The sequence below is a fragment of the Pseudomonas sp. LBUM1662 genome (assembly GCF_059695915.1).
The window spans coordinates 608,637-626,086 of the sequence record NZ_CP166793.1 but is presented as its reverse complement, the minus strand read 5'-3'; the positions used below and the strand labels follow the sequence as shown (position 1 = coordinate 626,086).

Sequence of the window (17,450 nt, the reverse complement as noted above, 5' to 3'; positions counted from 1 at the left end):
GGAGACTCCTATCAGGCGTTACCTGGCTCAGCGTCACCTGCTTCGGATTCGGTTGCGCTAGGCAGACGAATTGGACGAACCGGCACCACTGTAGAGATAGCGTGTTTGTAAACCATCTGGCTGACGGTGTTCTTCAGCAGGATAACGAACTGGTCGAAAGACTCGATCGTGCCTTGCAGTTTGATCCCGTTGACCAGGTAGATGGACACCCCAACTTTCTCTTTACGTAAAGTATTCAAGTAAGGGTCTTGTAGCGAATGCCCTTTTGACATGTGCCGCACTCCTTTAAGGATTCAATATAAAAAATAGGTAAACAGATGGCTTGTGGCCGTCACACCCCCAAGGATAGACGGCAATTGCAAGGACTCAGCTCAATATGGAGATGGTCCCCAGGTATTTCAAGGCGCGCGGCAGATTGTCGCAATCCAGGCTGTCCAGCCAGTGTAAATCAGCCCAACTGCGCAGCCAGGTGAACTGACGTTTTGCCAATTGTCGCGTGGCAATGATTCCACGCTCCTGCATCTCGGCTTGTGTCAGCTTGCCATCCAGGTAGTCCCAGACTTGTCGGTAGCCTACGGCACGTATAGACGGCAACCCGGAATGCAGGTCACTTCGCTTACGCAGGGCTACGACCTCGTCAATGAATCCCTGTTCCAACATAACTGTGAATCTTTGTTTAATTCGCTCGTGCAGTACCTGGCGATTTGCCGGAGCAATGGCCAAGTTCGCGACAGTATAGGGCAATTGTTGCAGTCCCGAAGCGGCTGCTTCAGTACTTTGCGCACTTTGTCTCAGTCGCAGCTCGGTCATGCTCTGACCGCTGACGCGATAAACTTCCAGCGCTCGACTGAGTCGCTGTGGATCGTTCGGATGAATCCGCGCCGCCGATACCGGATCGATAAGCGCCAATTGTTCGTGCAGGGCTTGCCAGCCAAGGCGTGCAGCCTCTTCTTCAATCTGCGCGCGAACGTCGGGATCGGCCGCCGGCATTTCCGCCAGTCCTTCGACCAAAGCCTTGTAGTAGAGCATCGTGCCGCCTACAAGCAGCGGAATTTTGCCCCGCGAAGTGATCTCGGCCATCGCCTCAAGTGCATCACGCCGAAAATCCGCCGCCGAATAGCTCTCGGCCGGGTCGAGAATATCGATCAACCGGTGCGGAAACTCGGCCAGGATCTCTTTCGAAGGCTTGGCGGTGCCGATGTCCATGCCGCGATAGACCAGCGCCGAATCGACACTGATCAGCTCGCAAGGCAGCACTTTGGTGAGTTCGATGGCCAGATCAGTCTTGCCCGCTGCGGTCGGGCCCATCAGGAAAATCGCAGGAGGGAGCTGGCTCATCAGCGACCGCGCAGGAACAGTTTGTCCAGATCGTCCAGGCCCAATTGGGTCCAGGTCGGTCGGCCATGGTTGCATTGACCGCTGCGCTCGGTGTTTTCCATGTCCCGCAGCAGACCGTTCATTTCCGGCAGCGCCAGACGCCGGTTCGCCCGAATCGCGCCGTGGCAGGCCATTGTCCCAAGCAGTTCGTTCAGGTGCGCCTGGATGCGGTCGCTGGTGCCGTACTCCATCAGATCCGCCAGCACATCACTCACCAGTCGATTGGCTTCGGCTTGCTTGAGCAAGGCCGGAATCTGCCGGATCGCCAGGGTTTCCGGGCCGAGTCGCTGCAACTCAAAGCCCAGACGCTGGAACCACGCGACGTTTTCTTCGGCGCAATCGCCTTCGCGCTCGCTCACCGCCAACGATTCCGGCACCAACAACGGCTGGCCGCTCAGGCCTTCGCTGGCCATGGCGATTTTCAGGCGCTCGTACATGATCCGCTCGTGGGCGGCGTGCATGTCCACCAGCACCAGCCCTTGGGCGTTTTCCGAAAGAATGTAGATGCCTTTGAGTTGCGCCAAAGCGTAACCCAGCGGTGGAATATCGTCCTGCCCCGCCGGAAGTGAAGCGGCGTTGGCTTCTGGCAGCGGTGCAAAAAACTCCTTGTACGCAGCCTGAGCCTCAGCAGCCGGGACGCCAGACTGAGGACGCGGCGTGTACTGATACTGATAACCGGCGCCAGCGCCCGAGCCTGCCGGCGTATTGAACGAAGGCTGCGCCTGCGGCTGTTCCAGCAAGGCATTGGCCGCCAGGCGCATTTCGCCTTGCGGTCCGAACTCGCCCGCGTCGATACCGCTCGGTCGAACGATCGCCGTCGCCACCGGTGCAGCCAGGTGATCATCCGGACGCACATCGCCCAAGGCGCGGTGCAAGGTGCCGTAGAGGAAATCGTGAACCATGCGCCCGTCACGGAAGCGCACTTCATGCTTGGTCGGGTGCACGTTGACGTCGACACCGGCCGGATCGACTTCGAAAAACAGCACGAACGTCGGGTGCCGACCGTTGAACAGCACGTCGCGATACGCCTGGCGCACCGCGTGGGCCACCAGTTTGTCGCGCACGGCACGGCCATTCACAAAGAAATACTGCAAGTCCGCCTGGCTGCGATTGAACGTCGGCAAGCCAACCCAACCCCACAAATGCAGGCCATTGCGCTCGATTTCGATCGGCAGCGCCTGCTCGAGGAAACCCGAGCCGCAGATCGCCGCCACTCGCCGGGCGCGGGCCGCGTCGTCATGGGCTTCATGAAGGCTGAGGATGGTTTTGCCGTTATGGCGCAAATGAAACGCCACGTCGAAACGCGCCAACGCCAGGCGCTTGATCACTTCTTGCAGGTGATCGAATTCGGTTTTTTCGGTCTTGAGGAATTTGCGCCGCGCCGGAGTATTGAAGAACAGGTCGCGCACTTCCACCGAAGTACCCACCGGGTGGGCCGCGGGCTGGACGCGAGGCGCCATGTCCCGGCCTTCGGTCTCGACCTGCCAGGCCTGATCGGCATCCTTGGTGCGGGACGTCAGGGTCAGACGCGCCACGGAGCTGATCGACGCGAGTGCTTCACCACGAAACCCGAGGCTCATCACCTGCTCGAGGTCTTCCAGGTTGCGGATCTTGCTGGTGGCGTGTCGCGCCAGGGCCAGCGGCAGGTCATCGGCAGATATGCCGCTGCCGTCATCGCGCACCCGCAGCAGCTTGACGCCGCCCTGCTCCACATCGACATCAATACGCCTGGCGCCGGAATCGAGGCTGTTCTCCAGCAACTCCTTGATCACCGAAGCCGGACGCTCAACCACCTCACCAGCGGCAATCTGGTTCGCCAGCCGCGGGCTGAGCAGCTCGATGCGAGCTGTATTGGTCAACACCTGGTTCATTCTTTGGACGCCAGTTCTGTGCCGGGAATGGTCAGGGTCTGACCAATCTTCAGCTCGTCACTTTTCAGGTTATTGGCGCTGCGCAAGGTGGCCGGAGAGACTTGATAACGCACGGCAATCATCGCCAGCGTCTCGCCTGGATTCACTCGATGATCGCGTGGACCTTGAGCGATCTTGCCGGAATCACGCAGCCACGCAATGTAGGTGCCCGGCGGCGGGTTCTGCTGGAAGAATTGACGCACGCCGCTGCTGATCGAACGCGCCAGCGCCTGCTGGTGGTTCGCCGCAGCCAGCTTGGAGGCTTCGTTGGCGTTGGAGATGAACCCGGTTTCCACCAGGATCGACGGGATGTCCGGCGACTTCAGCACCATGAACCCGGCCTGTTCCACGCGCTGTTTGTGCAGTGGCGTGACGCGACCGATGTTGCTCAAGACTTTCTGGCCAACGTTCAGGCTGGAGGTCAGGGACGCGGTCATCGACAAATCGAGGAGCACGCCCGCGAGCATGCGGTCCTTGTCGTCGAGGCTGACGTTGCCGGCACCGCCGATCAAGTCGGAACGGTTTTCGCTATCGGCCAGCCAGCGGGCCGTCTCCGATGTGGCGCCGCGATCAGACAGGGCGAACACCGACGCCCCGAATGCAGCCGCCGAAGGCGCGGCATCGGCGTGGATCGACACGAACAGGTCAGCACCTTTCTTGCGGGCGATTTCAGTACGGCCGCGCAACGGAATGAAGTAGTCACCGGTGCGGGTCAGTTCGGCGCGGAAGCCTTTCATGCCGTTGACCTGGCGTTGCAGTTCGCGGGCGATGGCCAGCACCACGTCTTTTTCACGCTGACCGCGAGAGCCCGAGGCACCCGGGTCTTCGCCGCCGTGGCCGGCGTCGATCACCACGATGATGTCGCGCTTGCCGGCAGGCGCAGGCGGCAGCTTGACCGGTGGATCTACCGGCGTGACCGGGACTGGCGCGACAGTCGCGACGTTGGTCGGCACAGGAATCGGCGCGGCATCGGCGGCGTTATCGAACAAGTCGACCACCAGGCGATTGCCGTACTGGGCGTTTGGCGCCAGGGTAAAACTTTTTGGCGTGACGGCTTTTTTCAGGTCGATGACCACCCGCAGGTCGGTCGGCGTGCGTTGGGCCGAGCGCATGGCGGTGATCGGGCTATTGGCGCTGTTGACGTTCAGCGGCGCGCCAAGGGTGGCGCCATTGATGTCGATCACCAGCCGATCCGGGGAGGTCAGGGTGAAAACACTGTGTTGCACCGGCCCGGTCAGGTCGAACACCAGCCGTGTGTTGTCCGGCGCCCGCCACAGGCGAACGCTGTTGACCTTAGTCTCGGCCACAGCGTCGACGGTCACCGCCAAAAACAACATCCCTACGGCAGCTACCATCGCGCGAAAGCGCATACCTGACCCCATCATTTAATTGGTTTCCAATGCCAAAGCGGCACACCAGGACTCGCCGCGCGAGCCTTGGGACAAAATTTTCAGCGAACGCCCGCTGTCTTGCGGGCTAATGGTAATGGTCAGGTCGGGCTTTGGCAAAAAGCCTGCACCCTTCTGGGGCCATTCGATCAGGCACATCGCATCGTCTTCGAAGTAATCGCGGATGCCCAGGTACTCCAGTTCTTCCGGATCGACCAGTCGATAGAGGTCGAAATGGAAGGCCCGGATGTCGCCGATCTCGTAGGGCTCGACCAGGGTGAACGTAGGGCTCTTTACTGCCCCGACATGCCCCAGGCCACGGATGATGCCCCGCGACAGCGTGGTTTTCCCCGCCCCCAGATCGCCCTCCAGAAATATCAGACCGTGCCCTTGGGTGGTTTGTGCGATGCGTGCGCCAAATGCGGTCATCGCCTCTTCATCGGCCAGGTACAGGGTTACTTCAGACACGGTGCTTGCTCCTCCAACAACTGACGAATGGCCGGGATCAGATCACTGGCCGCCAGTCCACGGCCCGATTTACCTTCTTGCGCGCCAGCATTGGCGTGCAACCAGACTGCGAGACAAGCGGCGTCGAACGCTTCCATGCCTTGCGCCAGCAACGCGCCGACCAGACCGGCCAGCACATCGCCCAAACCGGCGGTGGCCATGGCCGGATGACCCTGATGACATAACGACAGGCGCCCATCGGGGCTGGCGATCAGACTGCCGGCGCCTTTGAGAATCACCACAGCTGTATATTTTTTGCTCAACGCATGAGCGGCAGCCGGGCGATCCGCCTGAACTTCGGCAGTGCTTATCCCCAGCAACCGCGCCGCTTCACCCGGATGCGGCGTGATCACGCAGTCCTTGGGCAAGCTCACGTGGTTTGCAGCCAGCAAATTCAGTGCATCGGCGTCCCAGACTTGCGGCAACGGCGCGTTGGCCGCCGCCGACAAAAGACTGCGCCCCCAGGCAGCCTGCCCGAGGCCCGGGCCGACCACCAGTACGGAAACCTTTTGCAGCAGTTCCATCAGCTGATTGGCCGAGGAAGTGCCCAGCACCATCGCTTCGGGGATTCTCGCCAGCGCCGCAGGCACATGTTCACTGCGGGTGGCCACGGACACCATGCCCGCCCCAGTGCGCAGGGCACTTTGTGCACTCAGCAGAATGGCGCCGCCGAAGCCACGGTCGCCGCCGATCAGTAATACATGGCCAAATTTTCCTTTATGCGCGGTTGGCGCGCGACCCGCCAGCCGCGGCAAGTTACCGACCGTCAGGCGACGTGCATCAATGTCGACCCCGTTAAACGACTCGGCGGCAGCCTGCAGATCGTTGAAAACCAGCTCGCCGACTAAATCGCCAGCGTCACCTGTGAACAGTCCCAGCTTCAGACCAATGAAGGTCACGGTCAGATCAGCCCGAATTGACGAACCGAGCACGCGCCCTGTATCGGCGCACAGGCCCGAAGGGATATCCACCGCCGCCACCGGCAGGCCACTGGCATTGATCGCGGCAATCGCGCTGGCGTAGGGCTCTCGCACTTCGCCCGTCAGGCCGGTGCCGAGCAGAGCGTCCAGTACGATACCGCGCAACTCTGATTGCACCGTGAAGGCTTGGACCGCGACGCCCTCGGACACGGCCTCGGCATGGGCTCGTGCCGCATCGCCCTGCAAACGCTGGGGATCACCGGCCGCCAACACGCGGACATGCCAACCGGCACGCCGGGCCAGAACCGCGACCAGGTAGCCGTCACCTGCGTTGTTGCCGTGACCGGCGATCACCGTCAATTCGTTCGCCGATGGCCACTGACGGACCAGCGCACGCCACGTCGCCCGCGCTGCGCGCTGCATCAATTCAAACCCGGGCGTGCCGGCCGCGATCAGGTTCGCATCGAGGGCTCGCACTCGCGCGGCGCTGTACAGCGCGTCGGGTAAATCATCTTTAGTGTGCGGCATGCGTCTTCGGGCTCCGATGTCTGGCAGAATTATACGCACCTCAGCTCCGGTTTCTCTCGCCTCATGCCCGCTATTACCACAGACCTGCCCGCCCTCGCCCAATCCATCAAGGACTGGGGCCGCGAGCTGGGCTTTCAGCAAGTCGGCATCAGCGGCCTCGACCTGGCCGAGCATGAGCAGCACCTGGAGCGCTGGCTGGCGGCCGGCTACCACGGCGAAATGGAGTACATGGGCGCCCACGGCAGCAAACGCTCGCACCCGGAAGAACTGGTGCCGGGCACGTTGAGGGTAGTTTCCCTGCGCATGGACTACCTGCCGGGCGACACCGAAATGGCCAAACGCCTGGCCCAACCGGAAAAAGCCTACGTATCGCGTTATGCCTTGGGCCGCGATTACCACAAATTGATCCGTAAACGCGTGCAACAACTGGCAGAAAAAATTCAGGCGGTCATCGGGCCGTTCGGCTATCGCGCCTTTGTCGACAGCGCGCCCGTGCTGGAAAAGGCCATTGCGGAAAAGGCCGGCCTGGGCTGGATCGGCAAAAACACCCTGGTCTTGAATCGCAAGGCCGGCAGCTACTTCTTTCTCAGCGAACTCTTCGTTGATCTGCCGCTGCCCGTGGACCCACCTCACAGCACCGAACATTGCGGCCGCTGCACCGCATGTCTGGACATCTGCCCGACCAACGCCTTCGTCGGCCCGTATGTGCTGGACGCCCGGCGCTGCATCTCTTACCTGACCATCGAACTGAAAAGCGCGATCCCCGAAGACCTGCGCCCGCTGATCGGCAATCGGGTGTTCGGCTGCGATGACTGCCAGATCGTCTGCCCCTGGAACCGCTTCGCCCGCCCGTCCGGCGAAAGCGACTTCAAGCCACGGCATAACCTGGACAATGCCGAGCTGGCCGAACTGTTCATGTGGGATGAGGACAAGTTCCTCAGCAGCACCGAAGGTTCACCACTGCGCCGCGCCGGTTACGAGCGTTGGTTGCGCAATCTGGCGGTAGGGCTGGGGAACGCGCCGTCGAGCATTCCGGTGCTGGAAGCGTTGAAGGCGCGCCGCGAGTATCCATCAGAGTTAGTCCGCGAACACGTCGAATGGGCCCTGAAACAACACGGAATCGTGTAGGAGCCCTGTAGGAGCTGTCGAGTGAAACGAGGCTGCGATCTTTTGATCTTCGCTTTTTAAAGATCAAGATCAAAAGATCGCAGCCTCGTTTCACTCGACAGCTCCTACACAGCTCCTACACAGCTCCTACAGGGATCGTGTGGAGGTCAGGTTTCGTCGTTGTAGACGAACTTCGGCATTTCCCAGTGGAAACGGATCGCCAGCAACCGCAGCAGGAAACCGCCAAACAGCGTGATCAGAATCGCCTGTTCGCCGGGTAATTGCAGGTAGATGCAGAGCATGTAGCACCACGCCGCAGCGAACGAGACGCTGGCGTAGAGTTCGCGACGGAAGATCAGCGGGATGTCGTTGCAGAAGATGTCGCGCAGGATGCCGCCGAACACCCCGGTGATCACGCCGCTGACCGACGCCACCAACATGCCGTGGCCCATCTCCAGGGCTGTCATGCAGCCGATCAAGGTGAATGCCACCAGACCCACCGCGTCGAGCACCAGAAACAATGAACGTAGATGGCGCATCCAGCGTGCAGCGAAGACGGTGAACATCGCCGCGATCGAGGTCAGCACCAGGTATTCCGGGTGTTTGACCCAGGTCAGCGGGTAGTGACCGAGCAGCACGTCACGCACCGAACCGCCGCCGAGTGCCGTGATGCACGCGATCAGCACCACGCCAAACCAGTCCATGCCGCGACGTCCGGCGGACAGGGCACCGGTCATGGCCTCGGCGGTGATGGCGATCAGGTAAAGCATCAGCAACATGGTGGCGGTCCTTGCAGAAAGGCGCGCAGTCTACTCACTTCGCTGCAGCCCCAAAAGAGGGCAGCCGTATCACGCCCCCTGTAGGAGCTGTCGAGTGAAACGAGGCTGCGATCTTTTGATTTTGCTTTTTTAAAAAACAAGATCAAAAGATCGCAGCCTCGTTTCACTCGACAGCTCCTACAAGGGACCGGGGCAAGGTCAGAACTTGATGAAGTGCTTGCGGTAGTGCTGCAACTCGGCGATGGATTCGCGGATGTCGTCCAGGGCCAGGTGAGTGCTGCCCTTTTTGAAGCTGTCGCGCACGTCCGGCGCCCAGCGTGCGGCCAGCTCTTTGAGCGTCGACACGTCGAGGTTGCGGTAGTGGAAGAAGCTTTCCAGGGATTTCATGTGGGTATAAAGGAAGCGACGGTCCTGGCAGATGCTGTTGCCACAGATCGGCGACTTGCCCTTCGGCACCCATTGTTCCAGGAACGCGATGGTTTCAGCTTCGGCCTCGGCCATGCTGATGCGGCTGTCGCGCACTCGCTGGGTCAGGCCCGAGCCGCCGTGTTGACGGGTGTTCCACTCGTCCATGCCGGCGAGGATCTCGTCGCTGTGGTGGATAGCGATCACCGGGCCTTCGGCCAAGGTGTTCAGATCGCTGTCGGTGACGATGGTGGCCATCTCGATGATGACGTCGGTATCAGGGTTCAGACCGGTCATTTCCAGGTCGATCCAGATCAGATTCTGCGGGTTTTGCATGTGTCGGCTCCTAGGCAATGCTGCGCAGTTTAGCCTAGGGCGGCGTCCGGGCGTGCTAAACTCGCGGCCGTTTTACCTAATCGCTGCATTCTTGATACGGAACACCCATGGCCAAACGCCAACTCAATCGTCGTCAAAACTGGCGCATCGAAAAGATCCAAGGCGAACGCGCTGCCCGCGCCGCCAAACGCGAGTCCTCGGCTGTCGAGGCACTTGAGGGCGGCGACCTGGGTCCGGAACAGACCGGCCTGGTGATCGCGCACTTCGGTGTGCAGGTCGAAGTCGAAGCCCTTGAAGGCGAATTGGCCGGCGAAGTGTTCCGTTGTCACTTGCGCGCCAACCTGCCTGCGCTGGTGACCGGCGATCAGGTGGTCTGGCGTGCCGGCAACCAGGGCATCGGTGTGATCGTGGCGCAACTGCCGCGTAAAACCGAACTCTGCCGTCCGGACAGCCGTGGCCAGCTCAAGCCTGTCGCGGCCAACGTCGACATGATCGTCATCGTCTTCGCCCCGCTGCCCGAGCCGCACGCGAACCTGATCGACCGTTATCTGGTCGCCGCCGAGCACGCCGGGATTCGTCCGCTGCTGCTGCTCAACAAGTTCGACCTGATCGACGAGCAGAACGCCCCGGCCCTGAATGCCTTGCTGGCGGTTTACCGCACGCTGGGTTACCCGGTGCTGGAAGTCTCGGCGCACCACGGCAACGGCATGGAGCAACTGCAGAAGCAGCTCGACGGACGCATCAGCGTGTTCGTCGGCCAGTCCGGCGTCGGCAAGTCCTCGCTGGTCAACAGCCTGCTGCCGGAAGTCGAAGCCCGAGTCGGCCCGCTGTCCGAACTGTCCGGCCAAGGCACTCACACCACCACCACCGCGCGGTTGTTCCACTTCCCCGGTGGCGGCGAGTTGATCGACTCCCCGGGTATCCGCGAATTCGGCCTGGGCCACGTCAGCCGGGCCGACGTCGAAGCCGGTTTCATCGAGTTCAACGACCTGATCGGCACCTGCCGCTTCCGCGACTGCAAACACGACCGCGAACCGGGTTGTGCATTGCTCAAGGCCCTGGAAGAAGGCCGCGTGCAGCAGCAACGGATGAACAGCTACCGCTCGATCATCGCTAGCCTGCCGGAAACCAGCTATTAAGTAGCAGCCCGCAGATACAAAAAAGCCGCGATCATCTCGCGGCTTTCTGGTTTCAGGGAGCTGCTTTTTCCAGCCTCCAGCCCAATGCATCCAAGGCGTCACACCCATCCTGCAACAACATATGCGCAGCATTGGCGAAATGCTCCAGGTCGTGCCCTTCGGCGTCTTTAACGCACAGGCACGTGACACTGTTGAGCAGATTACGGGCGGCTTTGATTCGGTGAGTAGCGGTTTCCAGAAGGTCGGAAACTTTGGCTTCGGTGTCGATGAACAGCGTCGGGCCGACGCTGAAATTGCCTTGGAGCGGGTGATATTTGGGCATGACTTGAATCTCATCTGATAGGTGAAACTCCCACCTTTTCGCGGCTAAACGAATTGGGGTGGTAGCTGTGCGCGGGTTAGCCGACCGGACAGATGAACCCGGCACACCCTGAGGTGTCCCACGCACAGCCACCATAGACATAGATGCCAGGCAGCAAAAACGCCGCGATTATACGGGCGCTTGTGCATCATCTGATACGACCGGCTAAAGTCGATCACCGATTTGTCGGCGACAGCGAAACTATAGGCAGATGCATGCAAGTCTGAGAACCCCGCTACAAAATTTCAGACCGTTCCTACAACTTCTAATCTCACCAGCAAACAGGTTCCGACAGGAAAACACCCCCTGACAATCAGGTCGGCTATCAGGCCGCCTCGCGATGCTGTTGCGGTGCACGCCCCATCGAGAGGCCGAGTGGAGGTTCTGCGTAGTGGGCAACCCGGCATGGATGCCGGGTTAGCCGCCCCCGGCCATGGATGGCCGATGGCGGCGGGCCCACGGAGCAGGACCGGAGCGAGGGCATGCCGAGCCTTGGCGAGGCACCGAACGTCAGGGGCAAGAGCCCTTTGGTTACTTTGGGGCTTTTCCAAAGTGACTCGCTGTAAGAGCGAAACGATAGGCGGCCGTTACCGCAGAAACGGATATGTGCACCGCCCTCACCCCCCCGCCGCCTGACACAAAGCCTTCGCGAGCAGGCACGCTCCCACCGGGACCGTGCCCACGCTGAAAATGCAGTGGCTTCCAAACCAGTGAAAGGCGCACAAAAAAGCCGACATCTCTGTCGGCTTGATTGTTGTGGGTCACTGCTTCGGCGGTTCCGCCGGTTTCGGTGCCGGGTCTTCGAAGATATTCAGTCGCTCGCGAAGCTCATGGGCCGGCAGCGGTTGTTTATCCGCCGGCAAGGCGTTCGGATCGACCGGCGTGGCCGGCACTTCGCCCGGACCGCCCTGCCCTTGCGTTGGTGCAGGTGCCGGTTCAGCGCCTTGCGAACCTTCGATGGCACGCTGGGCTTTTTTGGTCAGGACCACGATGTCGATCCGGCGGTTGACCGGGTTGAACGGGTTATCGCGGTCGAACAGCGCCGACGAGGCGTAACCGACCACCCGCGCCACTTGCTGATCCGGATAGCTGCCCGCGACCAGCGCACGGCGAGCGGCGTTGGCACGGTTGGCCGAGAGTTCCCAGTTGCCGAAATCGCCGGTGCCCGAGTACGGCTTGGCATCGGTGTGGCCGCTGATGCTGATCTTGTTCGGCACCGCTTTGATGGTGTCGGCCATGGCCAGCAGGATGTCTTCGAAATACGGTTTCAGACGCGCACTGCCGGAATCGAACATCGGCCGGTTTTCTGCGTCCATGATCTGGATGCGCAAGCCGTCCTGAGTGATCTCGAACAGGATCTGGTCCTTGAATTTCTGCAGCTGCGGGTTTTCATCGACCTTGTTCTGCAACTCTTGCAGCAACAGTTCCAGGCGTTCCTTCTCGACCTGCTCGGCCATGCCTTCGACCTGTTCGGTGTCAACGGTGACGCGGTCCGGCTGCGGCTGAGACTTCACCTCGGGGTTGAGGGTGCTCTCCGGCGCCAGGGTCGGGGAACCGCCAAGATCAATGATGTACGGCGTGCCGCTTTCGGTGAAGCCGACCGGGTCCTTGAAGTAACCGGCGATGGCGATCTTCTGCTCCGGCGTTGCGGTGGACAACAGCCACAGCACCAGGAAGAACGCCATCATCGCCGTCGCGAAGTCAGCGAAGGCGATTTTCCAGGAGCCCCCGTGATGCCCGCCCGCGTATTTTTTTACGCGCTTGATGATTATCGGCTGGTTATTTTCCATGACTTAGCGACCGCGAACCGCTTGTTCCAGCTCAGCGAAGCTAGGACGGTGCGCCGGGTACAGAACCTTGCGGCCGAATTCCACCGCCAGCGATGGCGGCATGCCGGAAGCCGAAGCCACCAGCGAGGCCTTGATGGCTTCGTAGACGTTCAGTTCTTCCTTGGCTTCGTGGGCCAGGGCATGGGCCAGCGGGCCAAAGAAACCGTAGGCGGCGAGAATACCGAAGAAGGTCCCCACCAGTGCCGCACCCACGTGTACGCCGATCATTTTCTGATCGCTTTCACCCAGGGAGGCCATGGTCACCACGATACCCAATACGGCCGCGACGATACCGAAACCGGGCATGGCGTCGGCGATGCCGTTCACCGCGTGGGACGGGTGATCGAGGTCTTCCTTGAGGCTGGTCAGCTCCATGTCGAACAGGCCTTCGAGCTCGTGGGGAGCCATGTTGCCGGAGGACATGATGCGCAGGTAATCGCAGATGTACGCGGTCATGCGGTCATCTTTCAGGACCGCCGGGTACTTGGCGAAGATCGGGCTCGCGGCAGCATCTTCGATGTCACCTTCGATCGCCATCATGCCTTCGCGGCGGCTCTTGTTGAGGATCTCGTAGATCAGGCCCAGCACTTCCAGATAGAACGTGTGGTTGAAGCGCGAGCTGAACATTCCCAAGGCTTTCTTGAGAACGTGTTTGAACATGTGACCAGGGTTGGCCTGCAGGAATGCACCGAGGGCCGCACCCCCGATAATCATCACCTCGAAAGGTTGAATCAGGGCGGCAATCTTGCCGTGGGAGAGCACGTATCCGCCGAGCACGCTCGCGAATACGACGATGATGCCGATTAATTTAGCCATAGGTAGGAGAGCACTTACTGAGTCGGGTTCAAGGTCATATTCGGAAGTTAAAAAATCTCTTCTTCTACTTATCGGCAAAACTGCGCCAGACTATAGCCCGTTCAAGCGAAAAGCTAATTTAGCCCTCTGGGGGCATAGGTAATGCAGACGATGATCACGTCCAACCATGGCTAACGAAACGAACATCCCGACCCCGAAACCGACCACGCTCGAAGGCTGGGTAAAGCTTCTCGATGGCGTGCGCCTGCCGGTTCCGCAAGACAGTCACGACCGCGTCTGCAAGGCCCTCGCCGACAGCCGCAGCTCACTGCGCGACATCGCCGAATTGTTGCAGGACAGCCCGGCCCTGGCCTTGAGCGTGATTCGCGAAGCCAACCGCCACACCCACGGCAGCATGACCGAGCCTGCTGAAAACCTTGAGGTGGCGATCAATCGTCTCGGGTTGAAACGCACTGAAGAATTGCTCGCCCGACTGCCTGCCGAACCTCTATCACAGATACCGGTGGCGCTGCGTCAGTTGCAGCTGATCAGCCAGCATGCGACCCAACAGGCCAACGGCTTTTTTGCCGGTCGCCTGGCGCGGCTCTGGCAGGACATCCATTGGGGCAGCCTGCTGTTTCTCTCGCCGCTCTGGCCGATGGCGCTGACTCATCCACAGTTGCTCGAAGAGTGGGAACTGCGGGTCATTCATAAAGGCGAGTCAGCACGCAAAGTCGAAAAGGAACTGTTCGGCGTTCGCCTGCTGGACATCTGCCAGGCGCTGGTGGATGTCTGGCGCCTGCCGATCTGGGTGCAGCAAGGTTATCGACTGCTGCTCAACGAGCAGCGCGAACTGGTCAAGGTCCTGCGTATTGCCCGCGACAGCGAACACCCCTTGCGTCAGCAAAACCGACTCGATGACGATCCGACCCTGCGTCGCTGGCTCAATCAGCCCGCCAATACCGTGTTGCTGGCCAACGGGCTGGCACTGTCGGCGCAACAGGCCTGGGACAGTCCGCACAGCGAGCGCTGGCAGTACCTGACCAGCCTTTACCTGCAAATGCCAATGAGCGAGGTGCAGCAGCAATTGCATCAACAGGCCGTCAACAGCGCGCATCAGCACGCCATGTCGGACATCTGGCACCCCGCCGTAGCGTTGATCTGGCCGTCGGGCATTCACCGTATTCACGCCGGTTTATTGCCGGCACCGGCGCCAACCACCGAAGACCTGACGGCGTGGCGTAAACAATGTGCCGAACTGTTGGTCGAGCCGAGCCGCTTCACCAATGCCATGCACTTGACCACGTCGGCCAGGGACGCGCTGGTCGCCTGTGGCATGCGCCGAGTAATGATTTTGATGGCTGACCGCACCCACGCCAATTTGCGTGCGCATCAAACGGCCGGCCTGCCGAAGGAAGCGGCGGGGCTGAACCTGGTGGTCAGCCAAAGCACCGTGCTGCAACGATTGCTCTCGCAACAGGCCCAGGTGCGGTTGACGCCAGCCAACAACGCCCAGTTCTCGGCCTTGTTACCCGCCAGCCTGCGCGCGCAGTTTCGTGGTGAACACGTGCTACTGCGTTCGCTGGTCAATAATGGTCGGGTGATCATGGTGGTTGTAGCGGATCAGGGCGGCGGGCCTTTTTCGGAAATCACCGTGCAAGCCTTTGGCAAAACCGCGCAATGCATTGAGAAAGCGCTCAATAGCTTTAGCCACCGCGGCCAGTGACGCTGCGCTACAATCCACCCCTTTGTGCTCTGGAGACCTCACATGTCTGACTTCTCTGGCTTGGCGCTGGTCATCGAGCCGAGCGACTTGCTCCCTCGCCTTGAGTCCCGCGAACTGATTCTGGTGGACCTGACCAGCAGCGCCCGTTATGCCGAAGGGCATATTCCCGGTGCGCGCTTTGTCGATCCCAAGCGTACGCAACTCGGTCAGGCGCCTGCGCCAGGGCTGATGCCGCCGCAAGCGGCACTCGAAACGTTGTTCGGCGAGCTGGGACACAACCCCGATGCGGTCTACGTGGTGTATGACGACGAAGGCGGCGGCTGGGCCGGGCGTTTTATCTGGCTGCTCGATGTCATCGGCCATAAAAAATACCACTACATCGACGGCGGCCTGACGGCCTGGCTGGCAGACGGCATGCCCATGTCGATCCAGATACCGCCCTCCGTTGGCGGCCCGGTTGCGTTGACCCTGCACGACGAACCGACCGCCACCCGCGAATACCTGCAAAGCCGTCTCGGTGCCGCCGACCTGGCGATCTGGGACGCGCGCGGGCCGCTGGAATACTCCGGCGAGAAAGTGCTGGCAGCCAAGGCCGGGCACATTCCCGGCGCGGTGAATTTCGAATGGACGGCCGGCATGGATCAGGCGCGCAACCTGCGCATCCGCACGGACATGCCGCAGATCCTGGAACAACTTGGCATCACCCACGACAAAGAAATAATTACCCACTGCCAGACTCACCATCGCTCTGGCTTCACTTATCTGGTGGCCAAATCCCTCGGTTATCCGCGGGTCAAAGGCTACGCCGGTTCCTGGGGCGAATGGGGCAACCACCCCGACACGCCCGTAGAGATTTAAGGTTTTTAAGGACAGTTAATGAATAAGCGTCTGTTTATCCTCAGCCAATACCTGCTGCCTCACCACTTGCTCTCGCGACTGGCCGGCTGCATTGCCGAATGCCGCGTGCGCTGGTTCAAGAACGCCTTTACCGCCTGGTTCGCCAAGCGTTATCAGGTGGACATGTCCCAGGCGCTGGTCGAAGACCTGACGGCTTACGAGCACTTCAACGCGTTCTTCACCCGCGCCTTGAAAGACGGCGCTCGTCCACTGGACGAAACCCCGGGCGCGATCCTCAGCCCGGCCGACGGCGCGGTCAGCCAGCTCGGCCCGATCGAACACGGCCGCGTGTTCCAGGCCAAGGGCCACAGCTTCAGCGTCCTGGAATTGCTGGGCGGTGATGCCGCGAATGCGGCGCCGTTCATGGGCGGCGACTTCGCGACTATTTACCTGTCGCCGAAAGACTACCACCGCGTGCACATGCCACTGGCCGGCACCCTGCGCGAGATGGTCTACATCCCGGGGCGGATCTTCTCGGTCAACCAGACCACCGCCGAAAACGTGCCGGAGCTGTTCGCCCGTAACGAACGTGTGGCGTGCATTTTCGACACCGAGCGCGGGCCGATGGCCGTGGTACTGGTGGGCGCGATGATCGTTGCATCGATCGAAACCGTGTGGGCCGGGCTGGTCACACCGCCGAAACGCGAGCTGAAAACCTTCCGTTATGACGAAGCCGCCCGCGCGCCGATCCATCTGGAAAAAGGTGCGGAACTGGGTCGTTTCAAACTGGGTTCGACCGCTGTGGTGCTGTTCGGGCCTGATCAGGTGAAATGGGCTGAAGGGCTCGGCGCCCTGTCGCCTGTGCAGATGGGCCAGGCGCTGGGCCTGCCAAACGCCTGATCTGGCTAATCCGCCCCGTCGAACGTCTTCGAAGGGGCGGATATTTCGGTAGCGCCGTTACTCTATCTGCCCACGAAAGCCGATCGGCCCTTCGTTGGCGTAGGTATTGGTGCCACTGAGGTTTTTCCCTCCATCATTGGAGGTGACGCTCAACGCGACAACGTTCTGATTATCACGGCCGCCGATGACCCACTTGCCACCCGGATGCCATGGAGCGTCGTTGCCGCCCCACTGATTTTCCACGTTGTACTGGTTCTGGCCCGTGCGCTGAGCCTTGAAGCCAATGGGACCTTCACCCGCGTAAGTCATGGTGCCGGTGAAGCTCTTCCCGCCATCGCCCGATTTGATCTCGATCGCGACCACGTTCTGGTTGTCCCGCGCACCTAACGTCCAGTCTCCGCCCGGATGCCAGGGTGCAGAACTACCGCCCCATTGATTTGCCACTACGTATCTAGACATAAACTTCATCTCCTTGAAGTTACAAGAGACCTGCCCTGCACAGGCAGCAGGCCGTACGACCGTGCGTATCCAGTCGCACGTGTGTCAGATTAGTAGTACGCCCGAGCGGCACTCGGCTGACAGACAAACGGTCGACATCCGTAGGTG

17 protein-coding genes are annotated in these 17,450 nt (G+C 60.8%); 5 read left to right on the top strand and 12 right to left on the bottom strand.

The annotated features are described in order from the left end of the window. Positions 1-11: 11 nt before the first annotated feature. The 6 genes from hfq to ACA049_RS02700 all read right to left on the bottom strand — a co-directional run bounded on the left by hfq (position 12) and on the right by ACA049_RS02700 (position 6,630). The gene (hfq, locus tag ACA049_RS02725; protein ID WP_007902656.1) at positions 12-272 is read right to left on the bottom strand and encodes an RNA chaperone Hfq; all 261 of its coding nucleotides are present in this window, start codon (positions 270-272) and stop codon (positions 12-14) included. 94 nt (positions 273-366) lie between these two features. Further along, on the bottom strand, positions 367-1,338 hold the full coding sequence (gene miaA, locus ACA049_RS02720; protein ID WP_497336762.1) for a tRNA (adenosine(37)-N6)-dimethylallyltransferase MiaA: 972 nt from the start codon (positions 1,336-1,338) through the stop codon (positions 367-369). Then, positions 1,338-3,248 (bottom strand): DNA mismatch repair endonuclease MutL, encoded by a 1,911-nt coding sequence (gene mutL / locus ACA049_RS02715; protein WP_497332929.1) that lies wholly within the window; start codon positions 3,246-3,248, stop codon positions 1,338-1,340. Before mutL ends, miaA begins: the two co-directional genes overlap by 1 nt. Beyond that, complete coding sequence (locus ACA049_RS02710; protein ID WP_497336760.1) at positions 3,245-4,624, bottom strand: N-acetylmuramoyl-L-alanine amidase; 1,380 nt, start codon at positions 4,622-4,624, stop codon at positions 3,245-3,247. Before ACA049_RS02710 ends, mutL begins: the two co-directional genes overlap by 4 nt. A gap of 48 nt (positions 4,625-4,672) precedes the next feature. Continuing rightward, positions 4,673-5,143 (bottom strand): tRNA (adenosine(37)-N6)-threonylcarbamoyltransferase complex ATPase subunit type 1 TsaE, encoded by a 471-nt coding sequence (gene tsaE / locus ACA049_RS02705; RefSeq protein WP_403106167.1) that lies wholly within the window; start codon positions 5,141-5,143, stop codon positions 4,673-4,675. Continuing rightward, complete coding sequence (locus ACA049_RS02700) at positions 5,131-6,630, bottom strand: NAD(P)H-hydrate dehydratase (protein WP_497332927.1); 1,500 nt, start codon at positions 6,628-6,630, stop codon at positions 5,131-5,133. The genes tsaE and ACA049_RS02700 overlap by 13 nt, the downstream gene beginning before the upstream one ends. A gap of 63 nt (positions 6,631-6,693) precedes the next feature. Here ACA049_RS02700 and queG point away from each other — a divergent pair, with 63 nt between their 5' ends. Further along, positions 6,694-7,758 (top strand): tRNA epoxyqueuosine(34) reductase QueG, encoded by a 1,065-nt coding sequence (queG, locus tag ACA049_RS02695; protein WP_497332925.1) that lies wholly within the window; start codon positions 6,694-6,696, stop codon positions 7,756-7,758. A gap of 146 nt (positions 7,759-7,904) precedes the next feature. Here queG and ACA049_RS02690 read toward each other — a convergent pair whose 3' ends face one another. Both ACA049_RS02690 and orn read right to left on the bottom strand, forming a co-directional pair. Further along, positions 7,905-8,516 (bottom strand): trimeric intracellular cation channel family protein, encoded by a 612-nt coding sequence (locus tag ACA049_RS02690; protein WP_497332923.1) that lies wholly within the window; start codon positions 8,514-8,516, stop codon positions 7,905-7,907. 198 nt (positions 8,517-8,714) lie between these two features. Beyond that, positions 8,715-9,257, bottom strand: coding sequence for an oligoribonuclease (orn, locus tag ACA049_RS02685; protein ID WP_056746367.1), 543 nt, complete (start codon positions 9,255-9,257; stop codon positions 8,715-8,717). 107 nt (positions 9,258-9,364) lie between these two features. Between orn and rsgA the strand changes: the two genes are divergently transcribed. Continuing rightward, positions 9,365-10,396 carry a small ribosomal subunit biogenesis GTPase RsgA gene (gene rsgA / locus ACA049_RS02680; protein WP_010464204.1) on the top strand — a complete coding sequence of 344 codons (1,032 nt, stop codon included), beginning with the start codon at positions 9,365-9,367 and terminating at the stop codon, positions 10,394-10,396. 52 nt (positions 10,397-10,448) lie between these two features. Here the strand turns inward: rsgA and ACA049_RS02675 are convergent, their stop codons facing one another. The 3 genes from ACA049_RS02675 to motA form a co-directional block, all read right to left on the bottom strand. Next, complete coding sequence (locus ACA049_RS02675) at positions 10,449-10,718, bottom strand: hypothetical protein (RefSeq protein WP_497332921.1); 270 nt, start codon at positions 10,716-10,718, stop codon at positions 10,449-10,451. An 800-nt stretch (positions 10,719-11,518) separates the two neighbouring features. Then, positions 11,519-12,547 (bottom strand): flagellar motor protein MotB, encoded by a 1,029-nt coding sequence (gene motB, locus ACA049_RS02670; protein WP_497332919.1) that lies wholly within the window; start codon positions 12,545-12,547, stop codon positions 11,519-11,521. A 3-nt stretch (positions 12,548-12,550) separates the two neighbouring features. After that, on the bottom strand, positions 12,551-13,402 hold the full coding sequence (gene motA / locus ACA049_RS02665) for a flagellar motor stator protein MotA (protein ID WP_438659542.1): 852 nt from the start codon (positions 13,400-13,402) through the stop codon (positions 12,551-12,553). Positions 13,403-13,568: 166 nt separating this feature from the next. On the opposite strand from motA, the gene ACA049_RS02660 reads away from it, so the two are divergent. From ACA049_RS02660 to asd, 3 genes are read left to right on the top strand one after another with little or no spacing between them, the layout of a single operon-like run. Next, positions 13,569-15,107, top strand: coding sequence for an HDOD domain-containing protein (locus ACA049_RS02660; protein WP_497332917.1), 1,539 nt, complete (start codon positions 13,569-13,571; stop codon positions 15,105-15,107). A gap of 42 nt (positions 15,108-15,149) precedes the next feature. Then, a complete protein-coding gene (locus ACA049_RS02655) occupies positions 15,150-15,965 on the top strand; it encodes a rhodanese-like domain-containing protein (RefSeq protein WP_497332915.1) in 816 nt (271 codons plus the stop codon). Positions 15,966-15,983: 18 nt separating this feature from the next. Beyond that, positions 15,984-16,844: an archaetidylserine decarboxylase gene (gene asd / locus ACA049_RS02650; RefSeq protein ID WP_285431772.1), complete on the top strand. Its 861-nt coding sequence runs from the start codon at positions 15,984-15,986 to the stop codon at positions 16,842-16,844. A 57-nt stretch (positions 16,845-16,901) separates the two neighbouring features. Here asd and ACA049_RS02645 read toward each other — a convergent pair whose 3' ends face one another. Further along, positions 16,902-17,303 (bottom strand): lectin OAA family protein, encoded by a 402-nt coding sequence (locus tag ACA049_RS02645; RefSeq protein WP_094469425.1) that lies wholly within the window; start codon positions 17,301-17,303, stop codon positions 16,902-16,904. Positions 17,304-17,450 lie beyond the last annotated feature (147 nt).

Excerpts from the sequence above, each read along its gene's own strand:
- hfq (WP_007902656.1), bottom strand. The coding sequence starts at position 272 with ATGTCAAAAGGGCATTCGCTACAAGACCCTTACTTGAATACTTTACGT.
- miaA (WP_497336762.1), bottom strand. The coding sequence starts at position 1,338 with ATGAGCCAGCTCCCTCCTGCGATTTTCCTGATGGGCCCGACCGCAGCG.
- mutL (WP_497332929.1), bottom strand. The coding sequence starts at position 3,248 with ATGAACCAGGTGTTGACCAATACAGCTCGCATCGAGCTGCTCAGCCCG.
- ACA049_RS02710 (WP_497336760.1), bottom strand. The coding sequence starts at position 4,624 with ATGTTGTTTTTGGCGGTGACCGTCGACGCTGTGGCCGAGACTAAGGTC.
- ACA049_RS02700 (WP_497332927.1), bottom strand. The coding sequence starts at position 6,630 with ATGCCGCACACTAAAGATGATTTACCCGACGCGCTGTACAGCGCCGCG.
- queG (WP_497332925.1), top strand. The coding sequence starts at position 6,694 with ATGCCCGCTATTACCACAGACCTGCCCGCCCTCGCCCAATCCATCAAG.
- ACA049_RS02690 (WP_497332923.1), bottom strand. The coding sequence starts at position 8,516 with ATGTTGCTGATGCTTTACCTGATCGCCATCACCGCCGAGGCCATGACC.
- orn (WP_056746367.1), bottom strand. The coding sequence starts at position 9,257 with ATGCAAAACCCGCAGAATCTGATCTGGATCGACCTGGAAATGACCGGT.
- rsgA (WP_010464204.1), top strand. The coding sequence starts at position 9,365 with ATGGCCAAACGCCAACTCAATCGTCGTCAAAACTGGCGCATCGAAAAG.
- ACA049_RS02675 (WP_497332921.1), bottom strand. The coding sequence starts at position 10,718 with ATGCCCAAATATCACCCGCTCCAAGGCAATTTCAGCGTCGGCCCGACG.
- motB (WP_497332919.1), bottom strand. The coding sequence starts at position 12,547 with ATGGAAAATAACCAGCCGATAATCATCAAGCGCGTAAAAAAATACGCG.
- motA (WP_438659542.1), bottom strand. The coding sequence starts at position 13,402 with ATGGCTAAATTAATCGGCATCATCGTCGTATTCGCGAGCGTGCTCGGC.
- ACA049_RS02660 (WP_497332917.1), top strand. The coding sequence starts at position 13,569 with ATGGCTAACGAAACGAACATCCCGACCCCGAAACCGACCACGCTCGAA.
- ACA049_RS02655 (WP_497332915.1), top strand. The coding sequence starts at position 15,150 with ATGTCTGACTTCTCTGGCTTGGCGCTGGTCATCGAGCCGAGCGACTTG.
- asd (WP_285431772.1), top strand. The coding sequence starts at position 15,984 with ATGAATAAGCGTCTGTTTATCCTCAGCCAATACCTGCTGCCTCACCAC.
- ACA049_RS02645 (WP_094469425.1), bottom strand. The coding sequence starts at position 17,303 with ATGTCTAGATACGTAGTGGCAAATCAATGGGGCGGTAGTTCTGCACCC.